We start from the raw sequence: 19,550 nt of genomic DNA, 5'->3' as shown, positions 1-19,550 counted from the left end.
AACTTGCAGTAATTCATCCATTCTTTAGAAGTGATTCGATTAAGTGAAAAAAATAAAACCATTTAATTTTAATGGTTTTTGGCGTCGGTAATCCGGTCACAGTATTCACGGCAGCGGTTGTTATTTTCATGTAGCCATATGGCAATCTGGAGGATAAATAATGACGACAAGCTGCTTTTATATGCCTTCCGTTAACGTTATTGGTCTGCATAGCGTTAAGGATGTGCCTGACTATCTGAAGGAGTGGGGGTTTCAACGCGCGCTGATCGTGACGGATAAGGGGGTATCCGGGCTGGGTATGACGGATATGCTGGTTAAGATATTAGCGCGGGAAAATATTGCGACTTTCGTTTATGACGGCACTCATCCCAATCCGACCACCGCGAATGTGGCGGCGGGACTCGCATTATTGCGGGAATCCGATTGTCAGTGCGTTATTTCTTTAGGCGGCGGTAGCCCGCATGACTGCGCGAAGGCAATCGCGCTGGTGGCGACAAACGGTGGCACCATTCGTGACTACGAGGGCGTCGATCGCTCCCGCCAGCCGCAACTCCCCATGGTGGCGATTAACACCACGGCCGGCACGGCATCGGAGATGACCCGTTTTTGCATCATTACCGATGAAGAACGGCATATCAAAATGGCGATTGTGGACAAGCATGTCACACCCAGGCTTTCCGTTAACGATCCGCAGCTTATGATGGGCATGCCCGCGATGTTGACCGCCGCGACCGGTATGGATGCTCTGACGCATGCGATTGAAGCCTACGTTTCTACTGCGGCGACCCCGATTACTGACGCCTGCGCCCTGAAAGCGATAGCGATGATCGCGCACGCGTTGCCGACCGCCGTTGCCAGCGGCGATGACTGCCGGGCGCGGGAGGATATGGCCTGGGCGCAATTTCTGGCGGGTATGGCGTTTAATAACGCATCGTTGGGCTATGTTCATGCGATGGCGCACCAGCTTGGCGGATTTTACGACCTGCCGCACGGGGTCTGTAACGCGGTGTTGCTGCCTCATGTACAGAAGTTTAACCGGCAGGCTTCAGCGGACAGGCTGCGCGATTGCGCCTGCGCGCTTGGCGTGGACGTCGGATCGTTGAACGCTGCAGAGGGGGCCGATGCCTGTATTACGGCTATCAGTCAGCTGGCCCGGCGTGTTGGTATTCCACGCGGTTTGCGTGAATTGGGCGTGAAAGAGCAGGATTTTTCCGTGCTTGCTGATAACGCTCTGAAGGACGCCTGTGGGTTCACCAACCCGGTTCAGGCGACACACGAGGAGATCGTCGCTATCTACCGTGCGGCGCTGTAAAGCGCGGTATAAGCGCGAAGCATGCAGCGCTTTGCGATGATTTGTGACAATCAGCAAGGAGTCGAACGATGAATAAGAATGCGTTAACGCCCGGCGAATATGGTTATCCACTGCGTCTGAAAGCCCGTTATAACAACTATATTGGCGGGGAATGGATGCCGCCGCAGGCAGGGGAGTGGTACCAGGATCTGACGCCTATTACCGGAAAACCGCTATGCGAGGTGGCTAATTCCACGGCGCAGGATATTGAACTGGCGCTGGATGCCGCCCATGCGGTTAAAGCGCAGTGGGGAAGGACATCGGTGCAGGAGCGAGCATCGCTGCTGTTAGCGATTGCCGATCGCATGGAGCAGAATATTGATCTGTTGGCCGCCGCTGAAACCTGGGATAACGGTAAGCCCATCCGTGAAACCCGTGGCGCCGACGTGCCGCTATCCATTGACCATTTCCGTTACTTTGCCGCCTGTATTCGCGCCCAGGAAGGGGGAATCAGCGAACTGGACGCCGATACCGTCGCTTACCACTTCCACGAGCCTCTGGGCGTTGTGGGGCAAATAATTCCATGGAATTTTCCGTTACTGATGGCCTGCTGGAAGATGGCGCCTGCCCTGGCGGCAGGGAACGCGATTGTTCTTAAACCGGCCCGTCTTACGCCGCTGTCTGTTCTCGTCCTGATGGAACTCATTGGTGATTTGCTGCCCCCGGGGGTGATTAATGTCGTGAATGGGGCAGGCGGAGAAATTGGTGAATATCTGGCAACCTCGCCGCGTATCGCCAAAGTCGCCTTCACCGGATCAACGGAAGTGGGGCGGCAGATTATGCAGTACGCCACCCGCAATATCATTCCCGTGACGCTGGAGCTGGGAGGCAAGTCTCCTAATATCTTCTTTGAAGACGTGATGGCGAGGGACGATGCCTACCTGGAGAAGGCTATCGAAGGATTCGCTATGTTTGCCTTCAATCAGGGAGAGGTGTGCACCTGCCCAAGTCGGGCACTGATTCAGGAATCGATTTATGAGCGTTTCATGGAACGCGCCCTGAAGCGCGTAGCAGCGATTCGGGGAGGCAATCCCCTGGATGAAAAGACGCAAATAGGCGCCCAGGTGTCAAAAGGGCAAATGGAAGCCATTCTGAATTATATCGATATCGGCAAACAGGAGGGGGCCAGTTTGCTACTGGGGGGTAACGTGCGCCGTCAGGCCGGGGCGCTGGAAGGGGGATTTTATCTGGAGCCGACGGTGATGAGCGGCCACAATAAAATGCGAATCTTTCAGGAAGAAATCTTTGGCCCTGTGCTGGCGGTGACGACGTTTAAAACGCCGGAAGAGGCGTTGGCTATCGCCAATGATACGCAATATGGTCTGGGGGCCGGCGTCTGGAGCCGGAACGGCGCTCTGGCCTATCGTATGGGGCGTGGTATTCAGGCCGGAAGAGTCTGGACTAACTGCTACCATGCTTACCCTGCCCATGCCGCTTTCGGTGGCTATAAACAATCTGGTATCGGCCGGGAGACCCACAAGATGATGCTGGAGCACTATCAACAGACCAAATGCCTGCTGGTCAGCTACTCAGAAAAGCCGCAGGGACTCTTTTAAATCAACCGAAAGTTTCGCTATTGCCCGGGCGGTATTCTTATCGTTCCGGGCGTTTTTAAGGTAAGAGAAAAAAGAGCTGGCCTGGCCACCGGGATCAATAACGCTCTCTGAAACAGTGGGTATGTTACAGGCACCCCAGAAACGGAGAGATAAGGATGATGAACCGTTTTATTTTCGCCGATGCGGCAAAGTGTATCGGCTGTAGAACCTGCGAGGTGGCCTGCGCGGTAGCGCACCGGGCGGAGCGCAGCGTACAGGGATTAACGGCGCAGACTTTGCTGTCGCGCATTCAGGTGGTGAAAGAGGGAAAGGTGTCCGTGGCGCTGGCCTGTCGTCAGTGCGAAGCGGCGCCCTGTGCTGGCGCCTGCCCTACAGGAGCGTTATGGCGTGGAGGGGGCGCGATACGCGCGCGTGATGCAGACTGCATTGGCTGTAAGCACTGCATAGTGGCTTGTCCCTTCGGTGCCATTAATATCGTGGCAGCCCCGGCCAATGGGGGGATGCAGATAGTGAAGTGCGATCTGTGCCACGAACGGGCAGGCGGCCCGGCCTGTGTCAGCGTCTGCCCCACCGGGGCGCTCAGTTGTCTGGACTACCGGGCGTTAGCCGCCGCCGGTGTGCGTAAACGGCAGCGTACGGCCTGCGCGCCGTCGGCTATGGCGTAGTTTCGCGCCAGGCTCGTTCAACCTCTTCGGCCAGAATCTGAACTCCTTTCTCAATCTGTGCCGGTTCCGGTACATAGTTCATTCGCATGCACTGGTGGGTATGGGGCCAGGGCTTATCCAGCCCGGGGAAGAAGTGATTACCCGGCACCATCAGTACGCCGCGTCTCTTCAGACGCTGATAAAGCTGTTCGGTTGTGATGGGCAAATCCTTAAACCAGAGCCACAGGAAGATGGCACCTTCCGGTTTATGGATCAGACAGCGTTCCGGCGACAGCCAGCGCCGCAGGATGGCGATGGTCTCTTCGACCCGCTGCTGATAGAACGGCTTGACCACTGTTTCCGAGAGGCGCAGCAGATCGTTACGCTTGATCATTTCACAGGCGATAGCCGGGCCCACGCCGCCCGGCGCCAGGCTGATAATGCCGTTCATATTGCTGATGGCGCTAATCAGCGCCTCGTTGGCGATAATAATGCCGCAGCGGCTTCCCGGCAGGCCTAGCTTGGAAAGGCTCATACACAGAATGATGTTCGGATTCCACAGCGGGCGGGCTTCGCTAAAGATAATTCCCGGGAAGGGCAGACCATACGCATTGTCGATCACCAGCGGGATGCCGTGCTGATTGGCCATAGCATCCAGCTTACGCAGCTCATCGTCGGTAATGACGTTGCCCGTAGGGTTGGTGGGGCGTGATACGCAGATCATGCCGGTATCTTCGCCGATATGCAGATGTTCGAAATCGACGTGATATTTAAACTGCCCGTCCGGCAGCAGTTCGATGTTGGGGCGGGTGGAAACGAACAGGTCGTCTTCCAGTCCGGATTCGGCATAGCCGATATATTCCGGCGCCAGCGGGAACAGAACCTTCTTCACGCTGCCGTCCGCCCGACGCCCGGCGAACAGATTAAATAAGTAGAAAAATGCGCTCTGACTGCCATTTGTCAGTGCAATATTCTGTGGCCCGATATCCCAGCCTTCGCTCTCCCGCAGCATCGAAGCCAGAGCTTTCAGCAGTTCATCCTTCCCCTGAGGCCCGTCGTAGTTACACAGCGAGCGGGTCAACTGACCATCGGCGAGCATCTCGTTCAATAGCCCCTGGAAGTAGTCATTCATCGCCGGAATTTGTGCCGGGTTTCCACCGCCAAGCATGATGGCGCCGGGGGTTTTCAGGCCGTCGTTAAGATCTTCCATCAGTCGGGTAATGGCGGAGGGACGGGTGAATTTATTGCCGAAAAGTGAAAACGTCATAGCGGTCAGTCAGTCGCAATCCTGGAGAAGGAGCTAACCATAGCGCCAGAGTTCCCGCTCTGCAAACTGTGTGTCATCGCCTGGATTAGTTAATCATGCTTTTATTTTTTGAAAATTTAGATAAAACGGCTGAATTTTCCGTATTGATGGCTCGGGAAGGATGTTGACCGTGGTGGGACTGAGGATTACGCATCAATTTTAGTCATTGAAATCACGATAAAATAGTCGAAATAAGGAGTTTTTTAGCAAACTTTGAGGCTATTTCCGTGACGCTGATTCGGATTTTGTTTATTCATTTAGTGTCCCGAAGTCTGTACATTTGATATACTTCTCGGGTTTATTCCTGAATTTTACTTTTCAAACATAAGGATGTACGACGCTGTCGCATCCAACCAGGAGACATAATGATATCGTCACGCTACCGACGCGTCGGGGCTGCGGTAATCCTGTCTCTCGCGTGGGGTTTTGCCGGCAACGCGCTGGCAAGCAAGCAAGAGACAGGCATAACGAGTCATAAAGCCCAGACTACACAAAGTAAGTTACTGACAAAAAATAATAAAGAGTATTCTCGCAATAGTGAAAGCGGACCACTTCCTGATTTGCGAAAATACCCTTCCGGAACGGCAAGGAAAAAGGCGTTTATCCGGACGGTGATGCCATCCATTAAGCGTCAGAATGCGGCAATTTCCGCAGACCGTAACTGGCTGGTGCAAAAGCGCTACGACAGTCGCTGGTCGCCAGCCGAAAAGGCGCGGATGAAGGCGCTGGCGGCGCGCTATAAGGTATCCTGGAACGGGAATCCCCGTTCGGTGCCCTGGAACACGCTTCTGGAGCGCGTAGACATTATTCCCAGCAGCATGGTGGTGACCATGGCGGCGGTAGAGAGTGGATGGGGAACCTCCAGGCTGGCTCGCGCTAACACCAACCTGTTCGGGATGAAGTGTTCCAGCCGCAGCTGTAATCGCGGCGCGGGGAAGATTGGCGGGTATCAGCACTTCGATTCGGTGAAGGAATCGGTGACGGCTTACGTAAACAATCTGAACACGCACCCGGCGTACAAATCCTTCCGGAAGTCGCGCGCCCAGTTGCGCAAGTCGGATACGGAACTGACGGCGGGCAACATGATCCATAAGTTGAAGGGCTATTCCACCAAAGGGAAAAGCTACAACAACTATTTGTTCTCTTTGTATCAGAGCAATCAGCACCTGCTGACGGCGTCTAACTGATACTTCGGGTTCAACAGGCAACAAAGCCCCCGCTTGCGGGGGTTTTGTCGTTTAGCGATGGATAGATTCTTTGTCGCCGCGATCGGGTTCAGTGCGGGCGCCAACTTCATTATGGCGTTCCCGGTAGTCCCGGGGCGTGGTTCGATACTCCTTGCGGAACACGGAGTAGAAATACTGCAGCGACGGATAGCCGCACATGCGCGAGATTTCATTAATCGACAGCGAGGTGGCGACCAGCAGACTGCGGGCTTTCTCCAGCTTTTCGGCGTGGATAACGGCATGGATAGTTTCGCCGACTTCCTCCTTAAAGCGCTTTTCCAGATTGGAGCGGGAGATACCCACGGCATCCAGTACCTGTTCGACTTTAATACCCTTGCAGGCGTGGTTGCGGATATAGTGCATGGCCTGAATTACCGCGGGATCGTGCAGTGAGCGGTAGTCGGTTGAGCGGCGTTCCACCACCCGGGTGGGCGGCACCAGTATCCGCTGTAGCGGCGGCTGCTCCCCGGCCAGCAGCCGGTGCAGCAGGTCGGCGGCCTGGTAGCCCATCTGGCGGGCTCCCTGAGCCACGGAAGAGAGCGCTACCCGGGACAGATAGCGGCTCAGCTCTTCGTTATCGATGCCGATGACACACAGTTTTTCGGGCACGGGAATATGTAGATGATCGCAGACCTGCAGCAGGTGACGGGCCCGGGCGTCGGTTACGGCGATAATTCCGGTCTGGGGCGGCAGCGTTTGCACCCAGTCCGCCAGCCGGTTCTGAGCGTACTGCCAGTGTTCCGGGGCCGTTTCCTGGCCCTGGTAAACCACGCCGCGGTACTGTTCCCGTTCCATCAACTGGCGAAACGCCAGCTCCCGCTCTTCCGCCCAGCGTTTACCGCTGCTGGCGGGCAGTCCGTAGAACGCGAAGCGGTGCAGCCCTTTTTCCTTCAGATGCAGGAAAGCGCGCTCAATTAGCGCGAAATTATCGGTGGCGATGTAGTGCACCGACGGATAGAGCGCGGGATCGTGGTAGGAGCCTCCCACGCCGACAATAGGCACATTAGTGCCGCTCAGCAGAGTTTCAATGTCTTTGTCATCAAAGTCGGCGATAACGCCGTCTCCCAGCCACTGGCTGATGTTGTCGAGACGGGTGCGGAAATCCTCTTCAATGAAAATATCCCACTCGGACTGAGACGCCTGCAAATATTCGCCTACCCCTTCCACCACCTGGCGGTCGTAGGCTTTGTTGGCATTGAATAACAGCGTAATGCGGTGACGTTTCTCAAACATGTTTCTCTGTACCTGGATGAATCCTTCCCTTCAATACCATAAAGCGGGCTTTTCGGGGGGAACCATAGTTGAGAATTGCGATCGCGGACGGTTTCCGGGGAAGCGTTGCATCGGATGCTGACGATACGGCGTGATACCGCTGATGCGGCGCGCTTTTCTCGCTGTTATCCATCTCATTTCTTATTTTTGCATTACGTTTTTTTGTTTTATTTTTTCCTCAGGAAATTATCGATAATTATTCAGATGGATAGTGTGCATTTATGGAACAGAAGGCCTTTTTGGGATCTGGCGCACGTTTGTGTATTCTCTTAATCGCGGTGTGAAATAACGTAATTGAGCTGGAAAAGCGGAAAATCCAGGATGAATAAACCATCACTACCTGATGTCGTTATTCTGAATCTGGAGCCGATTATGGATGCTTATTTCGATAAACTCGACCGCGTACGTTACGAAGGGCCGAAAACCACCAATCCGCTGGCATTTCGCCACTACAATCCGGATGAGCTGGTACTGGGTAAGCGCATGGAAGATCATCTGCGTTTCGCCGCCTGCTACTGGCACACTTTCTGCTGGCCCGGTAACGATATGTTCGGCGTGGGCGCGTTCGAAAGGCCCTGGCAGCAGCCGGGCGATGCGCTGGCGTTGGCGGAGCGCAAGGCGGATGTCGCCTTTGAGTTTTTCCATAAGCTGAATGTGCCGTACTACTGCTTCCACGATGTGGATGTCTCGCCCGAAGGCGGTTCGCTGCGCGAATACCGCAACAACTTTGCTCATATGATCGAGATTCTGGCCGCGAAGCAGCAGCAGACTGGCGTTAAGCTGCTGTGGGGCACCGCCAACTGCTTTACCAATCCACGCTACGGCGCTGGCGCCGCGACCAATCCAGACCCGGAAATCTTCGCCTGGGCGGCAACTCAGGTCGTTAGCGCCATGGAAGCCACCCATAAACTGGGGGGGGAGAATTACGTGCTGTGGGGGGGCCGCGAAGGCTACGAAACCCTGCTGAACACCGATTTGCGCCAGGAGCGCGAGCAGATTGGCCGCTTTATGCAGATGGTGGTGGAACACAAACATAAGATTGGCTTCCAGGGCACCCTGCTTATCGAACCGAAGCCTCAGGAGCCGACCAAGCATCAGTATGACTACGATGCCGCGACGGTGTACGGCTTCCTGAAGCAGTTCGGCCTGGAAAAAGAGATCAAACTGAATATTGAGGCGAACCACGCCACCCTGGCTGGCCACTCTTTCCATCATGAAATCGCCACGGCTATCGCGCTGGGCCTGTTCGGCTCGGTTGACGCCAACCGCGGCGATCCGCAGCTGGGCTGGGATACCGACCAGTTCCCGAACAGCGTGGAAGAGAACGCACTGGTGATGTACGAAATCCTGAAAGCGGGCGGGTTCACCACCGGCGGCCTGAATTTTGACGCCAAGGTGCGTCGCCAGAGTACCGACCCTTACGATCTGTTCTATGGTCATATTGGCGGCATGGACACCATGGCGCTGGCGCTGAAGATTGCGGCGGGCATGGTGGAAGACGGCGAACTGGATAAGCGGGTCGCGCAGCGCTACGCCGGGTGGAACGGCGAACTGGGCCAGCAGATTATGAAAGGGCAGATGAACCTGGCGCAGGTGGCGGAGTACGCGCAGCAGCATAACCTGGCGCCACATCATAAGAGCGGCCATCAGGAGCAGCTTGAAAACCTGGTCAATCACTATATCTTTGATAAGTAAGGTTAGCGCGCCAGGGGAAACCCTGGCGCAGTACTAAGGAGCGCCTTATATGTATATCGGGATCGATCTGGGTACCTCCGGGGTTAAGGCGATTTTGCTGGGGGAAGAGGGGGACGTTCTGGCCTCCTGCACCCAGAAGCTGACGGTGTCTCGCCCCCATCCGCTCTGGTCTGAACAGAACCCTGAAGAGTGGTGGCAGGCCACTGATGCCGCCATGCGCGGTCTGGCTGGCCAGCATCCGCTCGATGGCGTCAAGGCTATCGGGCTTTCCGGGCAGATGCACGGCGCCACTCTGCTGGATAAACAGCAGCAGGTGCTGCGTCCGGCGATTCTGTGGAACGATGGGCGCTGCGCGAAAGAGTGCGACTGGCTGGAGTCGCAGGAGCCCGCTTCGCGTCGTATTACCGGCAACCTGATTATGCCTGGTTTTACCGCACCCAAGCTGGTGTGGGTGGCTCGCCACGAGCCAGAGATTTTCCGCCAGCTGGATAAAGTTCTGCTGCCTAAAGATTATCTGCGGCTGCGCATGACCGGCGAGTTCGCCAGCGATATGTCAGACGCCGCAGGCACCATGTGGCTCGATGTCGCAAAACGTGACTGGAGCGACGAGATGCTGGCGGCCTGTGATATGAACCGGGAGCAGATGCCGGCGCTGTTTGAAGGCTGTGAGATTACCGGTCATTTACGCAAAGCGGTAGCGGAGTCCTGGGGCATGGGCTGTGTTCCTGTGGTGGCGGGTGGAGGAGACAACGCCGCGGGTGCCGTGGGCGTAGGTATGGCCGATGCCGGTCAGGCCATGCTGTCGTTGGGCACCTCCGGGGTCTATTTCGCCGTTAGCGATGGGTTCCTGAGCAAACCGGAGCGCGCAGTGCACAGTTTCTGCCACGCGTTACCTCAGCGCTGGCATCTGATGTCGGTGATGCTGAGCGCGGCCTCCTGTCTGGACTGGGCCGCGCGGCTAACGGGGATGGAGAACGTACCGGCCCTGCTGGCGGCGGCACAAAAGGCCGACGAGCAGGCGGGGGAACTCTGGTTCCTGCCTTATTTGTCCGGTGAGCGTACGCCCCATAACAATCCTGAAGCCAAAGGCGTTTTCTTCGGCCTGACGCATCGGCATGGCCCGGCAGAGCTGGCGCGCGCGGTGCTGGAAGGCGTGGGTTACGGTCTGGCAGAGGGTATGGATGTGGTGCATGAATGCGGCGTCGCGCCACGGAGCGTAACGCTCATCGGCGGCGGCGCCCGCAGTCCGTACTGGCGCCAGATGCTGGCGGATATCAGCGGCCAGGTGCTGGATTATCGTACCGGCGGCGATGTGGGGCCCGCGCTGGGCGCAGCCCGGCTGGCGCAGATTGCGCTGTCTCCTGGCCGTTCGCTTGGCGAGCTGTTGCCGCAGCTGGCACTGGAGCAGCGCCATGAGCCGGATGTGGCGCGCCATCAACGCTACATTGAGCGGCGTAAAGTCTTCAGCGATCTGTACCATCGGCTGGAACCGCTGATGTCGGTGAAGTGAGCGTTAAATCAACGCCTCCGTCGCCGGAGGCGTTCTTATCAGCAGACGTAGCGGCGGCTATCGATGCGCCGCAGCCCCATCGCCAGCAGTACGCTGCCGCATAGCGTGGCGGTGAACACCCAGACCATATCCAGCGTGGGCCACTGTTTCATATCCAGATTGTGGGTGCGCAGAAAGTGGATAAACAGCGCGTGGAAGCCATAAATACCCAGAGAATGACGGGAGATAAACGCCAGCCCGGGCAGCGGACGGGCATTAAGCCACTGTTTGGCCATCATCAGCGCGCAGAGCGTCGCCAGGAAGACCAGCGGCCCGCAGTAAAGGTACCAGGTGTCTGCGAAGTCCCCACGCGCCAGCAATTCACGCCAGGTTCCCCAGCCGATCGCCGCCACGCAGCCCACAAAACCAACAGCGGAAAGGGTGGCAGTACGCCCCTTGCCGGTTTCCATCATGCCGATAGCGCGCCCCAGTACGCCATACAGCACGTAGTAGAAGGTATCGCCGTTAATATAGAGATTCACCGGCAGCCATTGCAGCCTGGCGATGCTTTGCGCCGGCGTATTGGGATTAGCGATAACCCCCAGTACCAGCAGGAGGGGAATCAGCGTTTTAACAGAGGTTTTTTTTACTTCGATCAGCGGTGACAGCAGGTAGACGGCAAACAGCGCGAAGAAAAACCACAGATGATAGAACACCGGCTTCTGGAACAGATTGGTCAGCGACAGCCCCACGCTGATGGGCGTTAACAGCCAGATGTAGAGCAGCGCTACCGCGCTGTAAAACAGCAGGCACAACGTGATGCGCAGAAAGTGGCGCCCCTGTGCGCTGCGTTCACCAAAGAACAGGTAGCCGGAAATCATAAAAAATAGCGGAACGCAGACCCGGGATGCCGCATCAAGCAGGTTCGCCAGCCACCAGTCGGCGGCGCTAATCAGATCGGGGTTAGTCACATACCAGGCCGTGGTATGAATGATGATAACCATCAGGCAGGCAATACCACGCAGGTTATCAATCCAGTTTATCTTTTGCGGCATTCAGATCCTCTGTTATATCTTTTTAGTCATGCAGTGTGACTGCCGGAAGGGCAGATTGGCTTCCCGGAACCGTCTGAGTTTTGCGGTTTATCTTGCTCAGGTTTGCCGGGCTTTGCAAAATGCGGGTTCGCCGTTGGGCGTCCTGGAAGGGAAAAAGGATAAATAATGCGCAAAATTGAGATCCGGGTGGCGGTACTGGCACTGATGCTGGCGGGGTGCGGCGCACCCCAGCATGAAGAGCGGCATACCCAGTACGCTCAGACAGCGCGGATCGACGCGGCGCGAGCGTTAACCATGGAGCAGCAATGTCGGGGCAGCGCCGCCCGTCAGTACAATACACAACCTCCGCAGATTGAAATTCAGGGGCTTGAGGCATTTCAGGGAAGCTACGAAGTGCGTGGCGTTACCCGCTCCCGGGAACAATTCACCTGTACTTTCGAACCAGACGGCCAGTTTCTGCACCTTTCCATGCGCTAGAGGATAATTTGTGAACAGCTTAACGATTTTAAGCATTCTTGTATGGTAGTTGTATTATTCTGCATCATTTTCGATTAAAACGTTATTCGGGAACGGTAAGACGTAGTGATGCATAATTAATACTACGTTTTATCACTTCCAGTAATATTATTTGCGGCGCAAGGGCAGGTGCTGTTATTCAACGCAGGCGAACCTGGCATTCAAATTAAATAATTATTTATCTGATTTACCCATTATTTACTGGCATTTCTATGCCTGCCAGCACTTGCATGACGAATAATGTAAGAAAAATGAGGGGGAAATATGTTTAAGCTAATCGGGGGGGGAACCCGAGCGGTGGTGCTGGCGGTGTTAATGGCGGCTTCCACAACGGCTATTGCGGGTCATACATTGAATGTCAGTACGTCTTTGTCACCTGACGATCCGGTATTTAAAGGGCTACAGCAATTTAAAAAATCGGTGGAGTCACGCAGCGACGGTAAAGTAAAAATTCGCCTTTTCTCCAGCGGTCAGTTGGGCGCCGATAATGAACTGTTACAGCACGCTCAGTCAGGCAGTAATGTTGGCGTTGTGGTCGATGGTGCACGTCTCTCCTCTTTTGTGCCTGAGCTGGCTTTATTACCCGCTCCCTTTGTTTTTCCTGACTATGCGGCCCAGAAAAAATTTGTCAGCAGCGCTATTTTCCAGGGCTGGCAGCAAAAGCTCACCGAAAAATCTGGCCTGACGGCACTGTCGTTTAACTGGTATCAGGGCGCGAGAATGCTGGTGACCCAGAAAAAAATAACCACACCGGCTGATTTACATGGCGTGAAGGTACGGGCGCTGGAAGCGCCGGTCACTATCGAAGCAATCAAGTGCCTGGGCGGCGAGCCCACGCCGCTCTCCTGGTCTGAAATTTACTCCTCCATTCAGACCGGAATCGTGAATGCCGCTGAAGCGCAGCCTACGGCGATTTATGGCAGTAAGCTGTTTGAAATCACCAAATACATCACGAAAACCAACCATATCTATCTGACCACCGGCATTATCGTTTCTCAGAAGTGGCTGGATACACTGCCGCCAGATCTCCAGAGCCTGTTGCGTGAAGAAGCGCAGAAACAGGGGGAAGTGGCTTCACAGAATGTACTGGCCGTGGAAGACAGCCTGCTGCAGGAGATGGCAAAACAGGGCGTTACCGTGGAAGAGGTCGACCGGGCGCCGTTCCAGAAGGCCTGCGCCTATGTCCCTGGCAAGATGCATCTACAAACCGCCTGGCAGCAGGTTCAGGACGTTATCAACGAGTCATCCCATTGATATTAAGAGGGCCACGCGGTCGGCCCTCTGCCACCTTTGAGGTTTATCATGCTGTTGTTTCGTCAAATTGAGCTGGCGCTGACGCGTATCGGCCTGGTCGCTATCGTGGTGATTATCCTGGCGGGGGGCGTAGGTCGTGCACTGGGATATCCCCTGATCTGGTCGCTGGAAGTCGCGATGGTTATTTTTGCCTGGGTTAGCGTGCTGGCTATCGACTATGCGTTGCAGACCCGTCGCCATATCGGTATCGACGCCGTTGTCAATCTGATGCCGCCTCGTTTACGTCAGCTCTGTGAATGGATTAACGAACTGTTGATTCTGGCCTTCCTGGGATGTGGCGTTTGGTTTGGCTGGTCGTTTACCGCCATGACCTCATCCAGCGTCTTGCCGGTGACCGAGCTTTCCGTGGCCTGGCTAAACAGCGCTGTTCCCACGGGCTGTATGCTGATGTTCATCACCAGCGCGTTACATCTTATTCGCGGCTGTCCGCGGCCGCAGGGAGAGGCTTGATGATTATTGTGACTGTTGTCGTATTCCTGCTGTTGCTGGTGATCGGTATGCCCGTTGGGTTTGTGATTGCCATCTCCAGCCTCTGTTATTTCTTTTTCGCCGACTTCCTGCCTATTGGTATTGCCTTTCAGAAGTTTACCGCGCCGACCCAGTCGTTTCCGATTATGGCGACACCGCTATTCTTGCTGGTGGGTAATTTGCTGAATAAGACCGGCGTTACCCACCGGCTGCTGGATTTCGCACGGGTGCTGTCGGGCTGGATGGTAGGGGGGCTGGCGCAGATTAACGTGCTGCTGGCCTGCCTGCTGGGTGGCGTTTCCGGTTCGGCAACCGCAGATGCGGCGATGCAGGCCAAGGTGCTGGGGCTACCGATGATCGCCCGGGGCTATCCAAAGGCTTTCAGCGCGGTGGTGATCGCTTTTAGCTCGCTGATTACGGCTACCATTCCGCCCAGTATTCTGCTGATTCTCTACGGTTTTGTGGGGAACGTCTCGATCGGTAAGCTGTTTATTGCCGGTATCGTTCCGGGGTTGTTGCTGACCACCATTCTGATGGTCACTAATTTCCTGCTGGCGCGCCGTATGGGCATCCGGCCGGAAACGCAAAAGATGCCGACCCGCCACGAGGTGTGGCAGAGCTTTCGTCAGGGCTTCTGGGCGCTGATGTTCCCCGTGGTGTTGATTCTGGTGATCCGTATGGGGTTTTTCACCACCACCGAAGCGGGAGCCTTTATCGTGCTCTATGCCTTTGTCATAGGCCGCTATATCTACAAAGAGCTGGATAACCGCGCGCTGTGGGAGGTGCTAAAAGAGACGGTGAACGACATTGGTGTGGTCATGCTGCTGATTATGTCGGCGGCGATTCTGGGTCATGTCACCATTATCGATCAGATTCCACAAACCCTGGCGGAGTTGTTGACCAGCGTAACGGAAAATCGTTATGGCATTCTGATTCTGCTACTCGCCTTTATTACCGTGGCCGGAATGATCTTCGACGGCAGCGTAATTATCCTGCTGCTGACGCCCATTCTGCTGCCCATCGCTATGCAGGCGGGGTTTGACCCGGTGCATTTCGGACTGATCTTCGTGGTGCTGACGCTATTGGGAGCGAATACGCCGCCGGTGGGGATCTGCATGTACACGGTATGCGGCATTCTGAACTGTAGTTCGGTGGCTTTTGTGAAAGCTTCTGTTCCCTATCTGGTGGCGTTTTTCCTGTTTATCGCCTTACTGGTTATCTTCCCGGGACTGGTGCTGTTCCTGCCCTCCACGCTGATGTAAACCGGGCCGGGGGCGCGCGCCCGGCTCAGAACTTGCTGCGATGGGTGGCGATTCGGGCTGTATATCTGACGGTCAAAGGGTATACTGGCCGTTTCCCAAATCTATCACTCGTATCGCACACGACATATTATGCAAAAGTTTGATACCAGGACCTTTCAGGGCCTGATCCTGACCTTACAGGATTACTGGGCCACGCAGGGCTGCACCATTGTCCAACCTCTGGACATGGAAGTCGGCGCTGGCACCTCTCACCCGATGACCTGCCTGCGCGCGCTGGGGCCGGAACCTATCGCCGCCGCCTATGTTCAGCCTTCCCGCCGTCCGACCGACGGCCGTTACGGCGAAAACCCGAACCGCCTGCAGCACTACTACCAGTTCCAGGTCATCATCAAGCCTTCTCCGGACAACATTCAGGAGCTTTATCTGGGCTCGCTGAAGGCGCTGGGTCTGGATCCGACCATTCATGATATCCGCTTCGTGGAAGATAACTGGGAAAACCCGACGCTGGGCGCCTGGGGCCTTGGCTGGGAAGTGTGGCTGAACGGAATGGAGGTGACGCAGTTCACTTACTTCCAACAGGTCGGCGGCCTGGAGTGTAAGCCTGTCACCGGTGAGATCACCTACGGTCTGGAGCGCCTGGCGATGTACATCCAGGGCGTGGACAGCGTCTACGACCTGGTCTGGAGCGACGGCCCGCTGGGTAAAACCACCTATGGCGACGTGTTCCATCAGAACGAAGTGGAACAGTCCACCTATAACTTTGAATACGCCGATGTCGACTTCCTCTTTACCTGCTTTGAGCAGTATGAAAAAGAGGCGCAGCAGCTGCTGGCGCTGGAGAAGCCGCTGCCGCTGCCGGCCTATGAACGTATTCTGAAAGCGGCGCACAGCTTTAACCTGCTGGATGCCCGCAAGGCCATCTCCGTGACTGAACGCCAGCGCTATATTCTGCGTATTCGTACGCTGACTAAAGCGGTGGCGGAAGCCTACTACGCTTCCCGGGAAGCGCTGGGCTTCCCGATGTGCAACAACAATAAGAAGTAAGGGGCGCGCATGTCTGAGAAAACTTTTTTGGTGGAGATCGGCACTGAAGAGCTGCCGCCGAAAGCGCTGCGCAGCCTGGCTGAAGCCTTTGCGGCGCGTTTCACCGCAGAACTGGACGCGGCCTCTCTTGCTCACGGTAAGGTTGAGTGGTTCGCGGCGCCGCGCCGTCTGGCGCTGAAGGTAACAAACCTTGCTGCGGCCCAGCCGGATCGTACCGTAGAGAAACGCGGCCCGGCGGTGGCGCAGGCCTTTGACGCCGAGGGTAATCCCAGCAAAGCGGCCGAAGGCTGGGCGCGCGGTTGCGGCATCCAGGTTTCCGAAGCCGAACGTATGGTGACCGATAAAGGCGAATGGCTGTTGTATCGCGCCCAGGTGAAAGGCGAAAGCGTGGAAGCGCTGGTGCCGGAAATGGTTAATCGCGCGCTAGCGAAACTGCCGATTCCAAAGCTGATGCGCTGGGGCGACAGCGACGAGCACTTCGTGCGTCCGGTGCATACTGTGACCCTGCTGCTGGGCGACCAGGTGGTTCCGGCCAACGTGCTGGGTATTGAGTCCGATCGCATTATTCGCGGCCACCGCTTTATGGGCGAGCCGTCGCTTACCATCGACAACGCCGATCAGTATCCGCAAATTCTGCTGGAGCGCGGAAAGGTAATGGCCGATTACGACGCCCGTAAGGCCAAAATTAAGGCTGATGCCGAAGCAGCGGCGCGTCAGATTGGCGGCAAGGCTGATCTGAGCGACAGCCTGCTGGAAGAAGTGACCTCGCTGGTGGAATGGCCGGTAGTGCTGACCGCGAAGTTCGAAGAGAAATTCCTGGCGGTGCCTGCCGAAGCGCTGGTCTACACCATGAAAGGCGACCAGAAATACTTCCCGGTTTATGACGACGCGGGCAAGCTGCTGCCGAACTTTATCTTTGTAGCCAATATCGATTCCAGAGATCCGCAGCAGATTATTGCCGGTAACGAGAAGGTGGTGCGTCCGCGTCTGGCCGATGCCGAATTCTTCTTCAACAGCGACCGGAAAAAGCGTCTGGAAGACAACCTGCCGCGTCTGGAGACGGTACTTTTCCAGAAGCAGCTTGGCTCCCTGCGCGATAAAACCGATCGCATCGAAGCGCTGTCCGGCTGGATTGCCCGTGAAATCGGCGCTGACGTCACTCACGCTACCCGCGCCGGTCTGCTTTCCAAATGCGACCTGATGACCAACATGGTGTTCGAATTCACCGACACTCAGGGCGTGATGGGGATGCACTACGCGCGTCACGACGGCGAAGCGGAAGATGTGGCCGTTGCCCTGAACGAGCAGTATATGCCGCGTTTTGCCGGTGACGACCTGCCAGGAAGCCTGGTCTCCTGCGCGGTGGCGATTGCCGACAAGATGGACACCCTGGCGGGGATCTTCGGTATCGGTCAGCATCCGAAAGGCGATAAAGATCCGTTTGCGCTGCGTCGCGCCGCGCTGGGCGTGCTGCGTATTATCGTTGAGAAACAGCTGCCGCTGGATCTCCAGACCCTGACCGAAGAGGCGGTGCGTCTGTACGGCGATAAGCTGACCAACGCCAAAGTGGTCGATGACGTTATCGACTTTATGCTGGGCCGCTTCCGCGCCTGGTATCAGGAAGAAGGGCACGCTGTGGATACCATCCAGGCGGTGCTGGCGCGTCGTCCGACCCGCCCGGCAGATTTCGACGCCCGGGTGAAGGCGGTTACTCACTTCCGTACCCTGAGCGATGCTGAAGCGCTGGCCGCGGCCAACAAGCGCGTCTCCAATATCCTGGCGAAGAGCGACGAGCCGCTGAATGACGACGTGCTGGCATCGGCGCTGAAAGAGGACGAAGAGATTCGTCTGGCGCTTCAGGTGCGGGTATTGGGTGACAAGCTGGCGCCGCTGTATCAGGAGGGCCGTTACCAGGAAGCGCTGGTGGAACTGGCTGCGCTGCGCGAGCCGGTGGACGCCTTCTTTGAGAAAGTGATGGTGATGGCGGAAGATAAAGATCTGCGCATCAACCGTCTGACGCTGCTGGCGAAGCTTCGTGAGCTGTTCCTGCAGGTGGCGGATATCTCGGTACTGCAGTAAGCCCTGCCACTGATGGATAAAATGCTCCCTTCGGGGAGCAATGTTGTTAGTGATTGTGTATGAATCCGGAAACGCTCAGCCGTTTCCGGATTTTTTACGTCTGGCACTCAGGGACAGAGTGTCAGTCGATCTCTGCCCGCAGGCCGGTGTGGCCTGCCTGTTGGAGCTTACGAGTTTTGCCTTTTGAAGGGCAATAACAGGTAAAATTTAGTTGTAATTTATCAGAAAGGTTACAGAACTATTTGCCTGACCACTCGTTATTTTATCCTCGGTTTGAGTATATCTCGCTGCCATAGGGATGATAAATTGGCCAGATGAACCTATCGGCATTACATATTCTTTGGGAGTGATGAAGTTGGCAAATTCTGATGAACTTCCATCTCCGTAGGCAAGTTGTATTCCAATGCCAGAAGCACTTGTATTACTTTTGTCTAAAGAAAAAATGCCATTTTGGCTGTCGATTGTTTCTGTATTGGGGGTAAGTAACAGGGATATATTATTGTTTAACGCACCAGGATCCTGTCTTGTCCCATTCGTATATGAGGTTATGAATCTGGTTGAGTTGTAATACCCTGAAAAAACAGGACAGTTAGTCATTGTTATATTGAATTTTTTCCATTCTGAGTTTTTATTTTTATATATGTCTGATATCTCTACGCTACCCATGTTAACATTCACATCAGAAACGTTACAGGTTCGGGATTGAACATTCAGTGAACCACTGAAATTATAATAAATAACATCCCAGGTAAGTTCTGAACCAGAATTTATAGTACTATCAGTCGATGATAGTTTGATGTTTAGCGCCAGAGTCGGTAAGGTGCTTCCCGATAGGGCACCTGGGGTTATATCCCCTATTTTAATTAAGGATAACCTTACCGGAAGGGTGACGGGAATTATAGTACCGACAGTATCAAATAATCTGTCTCCTTGCCATTGCAGTATATTGTCCCCGGGGCCAATAGCGTTGCCTTTGCTATAGTCTCCATGTGGCCAATGGCAGAGGAGATGACATAATTTTAAAATACTGGCTGTCCGTAAGCTTTGAATCTTTTACATCGGCCTTACAAAAATAATTCGGCGGTGTTGAAATAGCGGTTTTGTTCTCGAATATAACGGTACCGTTAGGGGTGTCCGGGCCAACATTTATTGCTCCAGATAAGGGGATGGTATAGGTTACCAGTGGATCGTGATTACAGGTAATACTAGCCGCAAATGAAATCGGTATAGAAAATATGTTCAGGATAAGAATAAAAGCAGTTTTTTTCATTAC

The 19,550-nt window shown here is 55.2% G+C and carries 17 protein-coding genes; 12 read left to right on the top strand and 5 right to left on the bottom strand.

The window, feature by feature from the left end:
- The first annotated feature begins 160 nt into the window (after positions 1-160).
- From yiaY to V3W49_RS13805, 3 genes are all read left to right on the top strand, one after another.
- Complete coding sequence (gene yiaY / locus V3W49_RS13815; RefSeq protein WP_500146221.1) at positions 161-1,312, top strand: L-threonine dehydrogenase; 1,152 nt, start codon at positions 161-163, stop codon at positions 1,310-1,312.
- A 68-nt stretch (positions 1,313-1,380) separates the two neighbouring features.
- Positions 1,381-2,907 (top strand): acetaldehyde dehydrogenase ExaC, encoded by a 1,527-nt coding sequence (exaC, locus tag V3W49_RS13810; RefSeq protein WP_500146219.1) that lies wholly within the window; start codon positions 1,381-1,383, stop codon positions 2,905-2,907.
- Between the two features lie 158 nt (positions 2,908-3,065).
- Entirely contained in the window at positions 3,066-3,572 is a 507-nt protein-coding gene (locus V3W49_RS13805) for a 4Fe-4S dicluster domain-containing protein (RefSeq protein WP_500146271.1), read from the top strand.
- Here V3W49_RS13805 and avtA read toward each other — a convergent pair.
- On the bottom strand, positions 3,562-4,818 hold the full coding sequence (gene avtA, locus V3W49_RS13800; RefSeq protein ID WP_500146217.1) for a valine--pyruvate transaminase: 1,257 nt from the start codon (positions 4,816-4,818) through the stop codon (positions 3,562-3,564). The genes V3W49_RS13805 and avtA overlap by 11 nt on opposite strands.
- A gap of 404 nt (positions 4,819-5,222) precedes the next feature.
- Here avtA and V3W49_RS13795 point away from each other — a divergent pair, with 404 nt between their 5' ends.
- Positions 5,223-6,044, top strand: a complete 822-nt coding sequence (locus V3W49_RS13795; RefSeq protein ID WP_500146216.1) for a protein bax — start codon at positions 5,223-5,225, stop codon at positions 6,042-6,044.
- A gap of 51 nt (positions 6,045-6,095) precedes the next feature.
- Here the strand turns inward: V3W49_RS13795 and xylR are convergent, their stop codons facing one another.
- Positions 6,096-7,316 (bottom strand): D-xylose utilization transcriptional activator XylR, encoded by a 1,221-nt coding sequence (gene xylR / locus V3W49_RS13790; protein WP_500146214.1) that lies wholly within the window; start codon positions 7,314-7,316, stop codon positions 6,096-6,098.
- A 411-nt stretch (positions 7,317-7,727) separates the two neighbouring features.
- Between xylR and xylA the strand changes: the two genes are divergently transcribed.
- Positions 7,728-9,050 (top strand): xylose isomerase, encoded by a 1,323-nt coding sequence (gene xylA / locus V3W49_RS13785; RefSeq protein ID WP_500146269.1) that lies wholly within the window; start codon positions 7,728-7,730, stop codon positions 9,048-9,050.
- 49 nt (positions 9,051-9,099) lie between these two features.
- Positions 9,100-10,560 (top strand): xylulokinase, encoded by a 1,461-nt coding sequence (xylB, locus tag V3W49_RS13780; protein WP_500146212.1) that lies wholly within the window; start codon positions 9,100-9,102, stop codon positions 10,558-10,560.
- 38 nt (positions 10,561-10,598) lie between these two features.
- Here the strand turns inward: xylB and V3W49_RS13775 are convergent, their stop codons facing one another.
- Positions 10,599-11,594, bottom strand: a complete 996-nt coding sequence (locus tag V3W49_RS13775; RefSeq protein ID WP_500146211.1) for an acyltransferase — start codon at positions 11,592-11,594, stop codon at positions 10,599-10,601.
- Between the two features lie 165 nt (positions 11,595-11,759).
- On the opposite strand from V3W49_RS13775, the gene V3W49_RS13770 reads away from it, so the two are divergent.
- From V3W49_RS13770 to glyS, 6 genes are all read left to right on the top strand, one after another.
- Positions 11,760-12,071: a YsaB family lipoprotein gene (locus V3W49_RS13770; protein WP_500146210.1), complete on the top strand. Its 312-nt coding sequence runs from the start codon at positions 11,760-11,762 to the stop codon at positions 12,069-12,071.
- Positions 12,072-12,374: 303 nt separating this feature from the next.
- The gene (locus tag V3W49_RS13765) at positions 12,375-13,364 is read left to right on the top strand and encodes a C4-dicarboxylate TRAP transporter substrate-binding protein (protein WP_500146208.1); all 990 of its coding nucleotides are present in this window, start codon (positions 12,375-12,377) and stop codon (positions 13,362-13,364) included.
- Between the two features lie 48 nt (positions 13,365-13,412).
- Positions 13,413-13,874, top strand: coding sequence for a TRAP transporter small permease (locus V3W49_RS13760; RefSeq protein WP_500146207.1), 462 nt, complete (start codon positions 13,413-13,415; stop codon positions 13,872-13,874).
- Complete coding sequence (locus V3W49_RS13755) at positions 13,874-15,154, top strand: TRAP transporter large permease (RefSeq protein WP_500146205.1); 1,281 nt, start codon at positions 13,874-13,876, stop codon at positions 15,152-15,154. Before V3W49_RS13760 ends, V3W49_RS13755 begins: the two co-directional genes overlap by 1 nt.
- A 129-nt stretch (positions 15,155-15,283) precedes the next feature.
- Entirely contained in the window at positions 15,284-16,198 is a 915-nt protein-coding gene (glyQ, locus tag V3W49_RS13750) for a glycine--tRNA ligase subunit alpha (RefSeq protein ID WP_500146203.1), read from the top strand.
- 9 nt (positions 16,199-16,207) lie between these two features.
- Positions 16,208-18,277: a glycine--tRNA ligase subunit beta gene (gene glyS / locus V3W49_RS13745; protein ID WP_500146202.1), complete on the top strand. Its 2,070-nt coding sequence runs from the start codon at positions 16,208-16,210 to the stop codon at positions 18,275-18,277.
- A 207-nt stretch (positions 18,278-18,484) separates the two neighbouring features.
- Here the strand turns inward: glyS and V3W49_RS13740 are convergent, their stop codons facing one another.
- Positions 18,485-19,015: a fimbrial protein gene (locus V3W49_RS13740; protein ID WP_500146267.1), complete on the bottom strand. Its 531-nt coding sequence runs from the start codon at positions 19,013-19,015 to the stop codon at positions 18,485-18,487.
- A gap of 238 nt (positions 19,016-19,253) precedes the next feature.
- Positions 19,254-19,547, bottom strand: a complete 294-nt coding sequence (locus V3W49_RS13735) for a hypothetical protein (RefSeq protein ID WP_500146200.1) — start codon at positions 19,545-19,547, stop codon at positions 19,254-19,256.
- Positions 19,548-19,550 lie beyond the last annotated feature (3 nt).

Origin of the sequence: Rosenbergiella sp. YN46 (assembly GCF_036620675.1) — a bacterium.
Classification (GTDB): domain Bacteria; phylum Pseudomonadota; class Gammaproteobacteria; order Enterobacterales; family Enterobacteriaceae; genus Jejubacter.
The sequence above is the reverse complement of the archived record's forward strand: the minus strand, read 5'-3'. Positions and strand labels throughout refer to the sequence as shown.

What these genes read in the sequence shown, in the direction of transcription:
- yiaY (WP_500146221.1), top strand. Translation starts at nt 161, where the DNA reads ATGACGACAAGCTGCTTTTATATGCCTTCCGTTAACGTTATTGGTCTG.
- exaC (WP_500146219.1), top strand. Translation starts at nt 1,381, where the DNA reads ATGAATAAGAATGCGTTAACGCCCGGCGAATATGGTTATCCACTGCGT.
- V3W49_RS13805 (WP_500146271.1), top strand. Translation starts at nt 3,066, where the DNA reads ATGAACCGTTTTATTTTCGCCGATGCGGCAAAGTGTATCGGCTGTAGA.
- avtA (WP_500146217.1), bottom strand. Translation starts at nt 4,818, where the DNA reads ATGACGTTTTCACTTTTCGGCAATAAATTCACCCGTCCCTCCGCCATT.
- V3W49_RS13795 (WP_500146216.1), top strand. Translation starts at nt 5,223, where the DNA reads ATGATATCGTCACGCTACCGACGCGTCGGGGCTGCGGTAATCCTGTCT.
- xylR (WP_500146214.1), bottom strand. Translation starts at nt 7,316, where the DNA reads ATGTTTGAGAAACGTCACCGCATTACGCTGTTATTCAATGCCAACAAA.
- xylA (WP_500146269.1), top strand. Translation starts at nt 7,728, where the DNA reads ATGGATGCTTATTTCGATAAACTCGACCGCGTACGTTACGAAGGGCCG.
- xylB (WP_500146212.1), top strand. Translation starts at nt 9,100, where the DNA reads ATGTATATCGGGATCGATCTGGGTACCTCCGGGGTTAAGGCGATTTTG.
- V3W49_RS13775 (WP_500146211.1), bottom strand. Translation starts at nt 11,594, where the DNA reads ATGCCGCAAAAGATAAACTGGATTGATAACCTGCGTGGTATTGCCTGC.
- V3W49_RS13770 (WP_500146210.1), top strand. Translation starts at nt 11,760, where the DNA reads ATGCGCAAAATTGAGATCCGGGTGGCGGTACTGGCACTGATGCTGGCG.
- V3W49_RS13765 (WP_500146208.1), top strand. Translation starts at nt 12,375, where the DNA reads ATGTTTAAGCTAATCGGGGGGGGAACCCGAGCGGTGGTGCTGGCGGTG.
- V3W49_RS13760 (WP_500146207.1), top strand. Translation starts at nt 13,413, where the DNA reads ATGCTGTTGTTTCGTCAAATTGAGCTGGCGCTGACGCGTATCGGCCTG.
- V3W49_RS13755 (WP_500146205.1), top strand. Translation starts at nt 13,874, where the DNA reads ATGATTATTGTGACTGTTGTCGTATTCCTGCTGTTGCTGGTGATCGGT.
- glyQ (WP_500146203.1), top strand. Translation starts at nt 15,284, where the DNA reads ATGCAAAAGTTTGATACCAGGACCTTTCAGGGCCTGATCCTGACCTTA.
- glyS (WP_500146202.1), top strand. Translation starts at nt 16,208, where the DNA reads ATGTCTGAGAAAACTTTTTTGGTGGAGATCGGCACTGAAGAGCTGCCG.
- V3W49_RS13735 (WP_500146200.1), bottom strand. Translation starts at nt 19,547, where the DNA reads ATGAAAAAAACTGCTTTTATTCTTATCCTGAACATATTTTCTATACCG.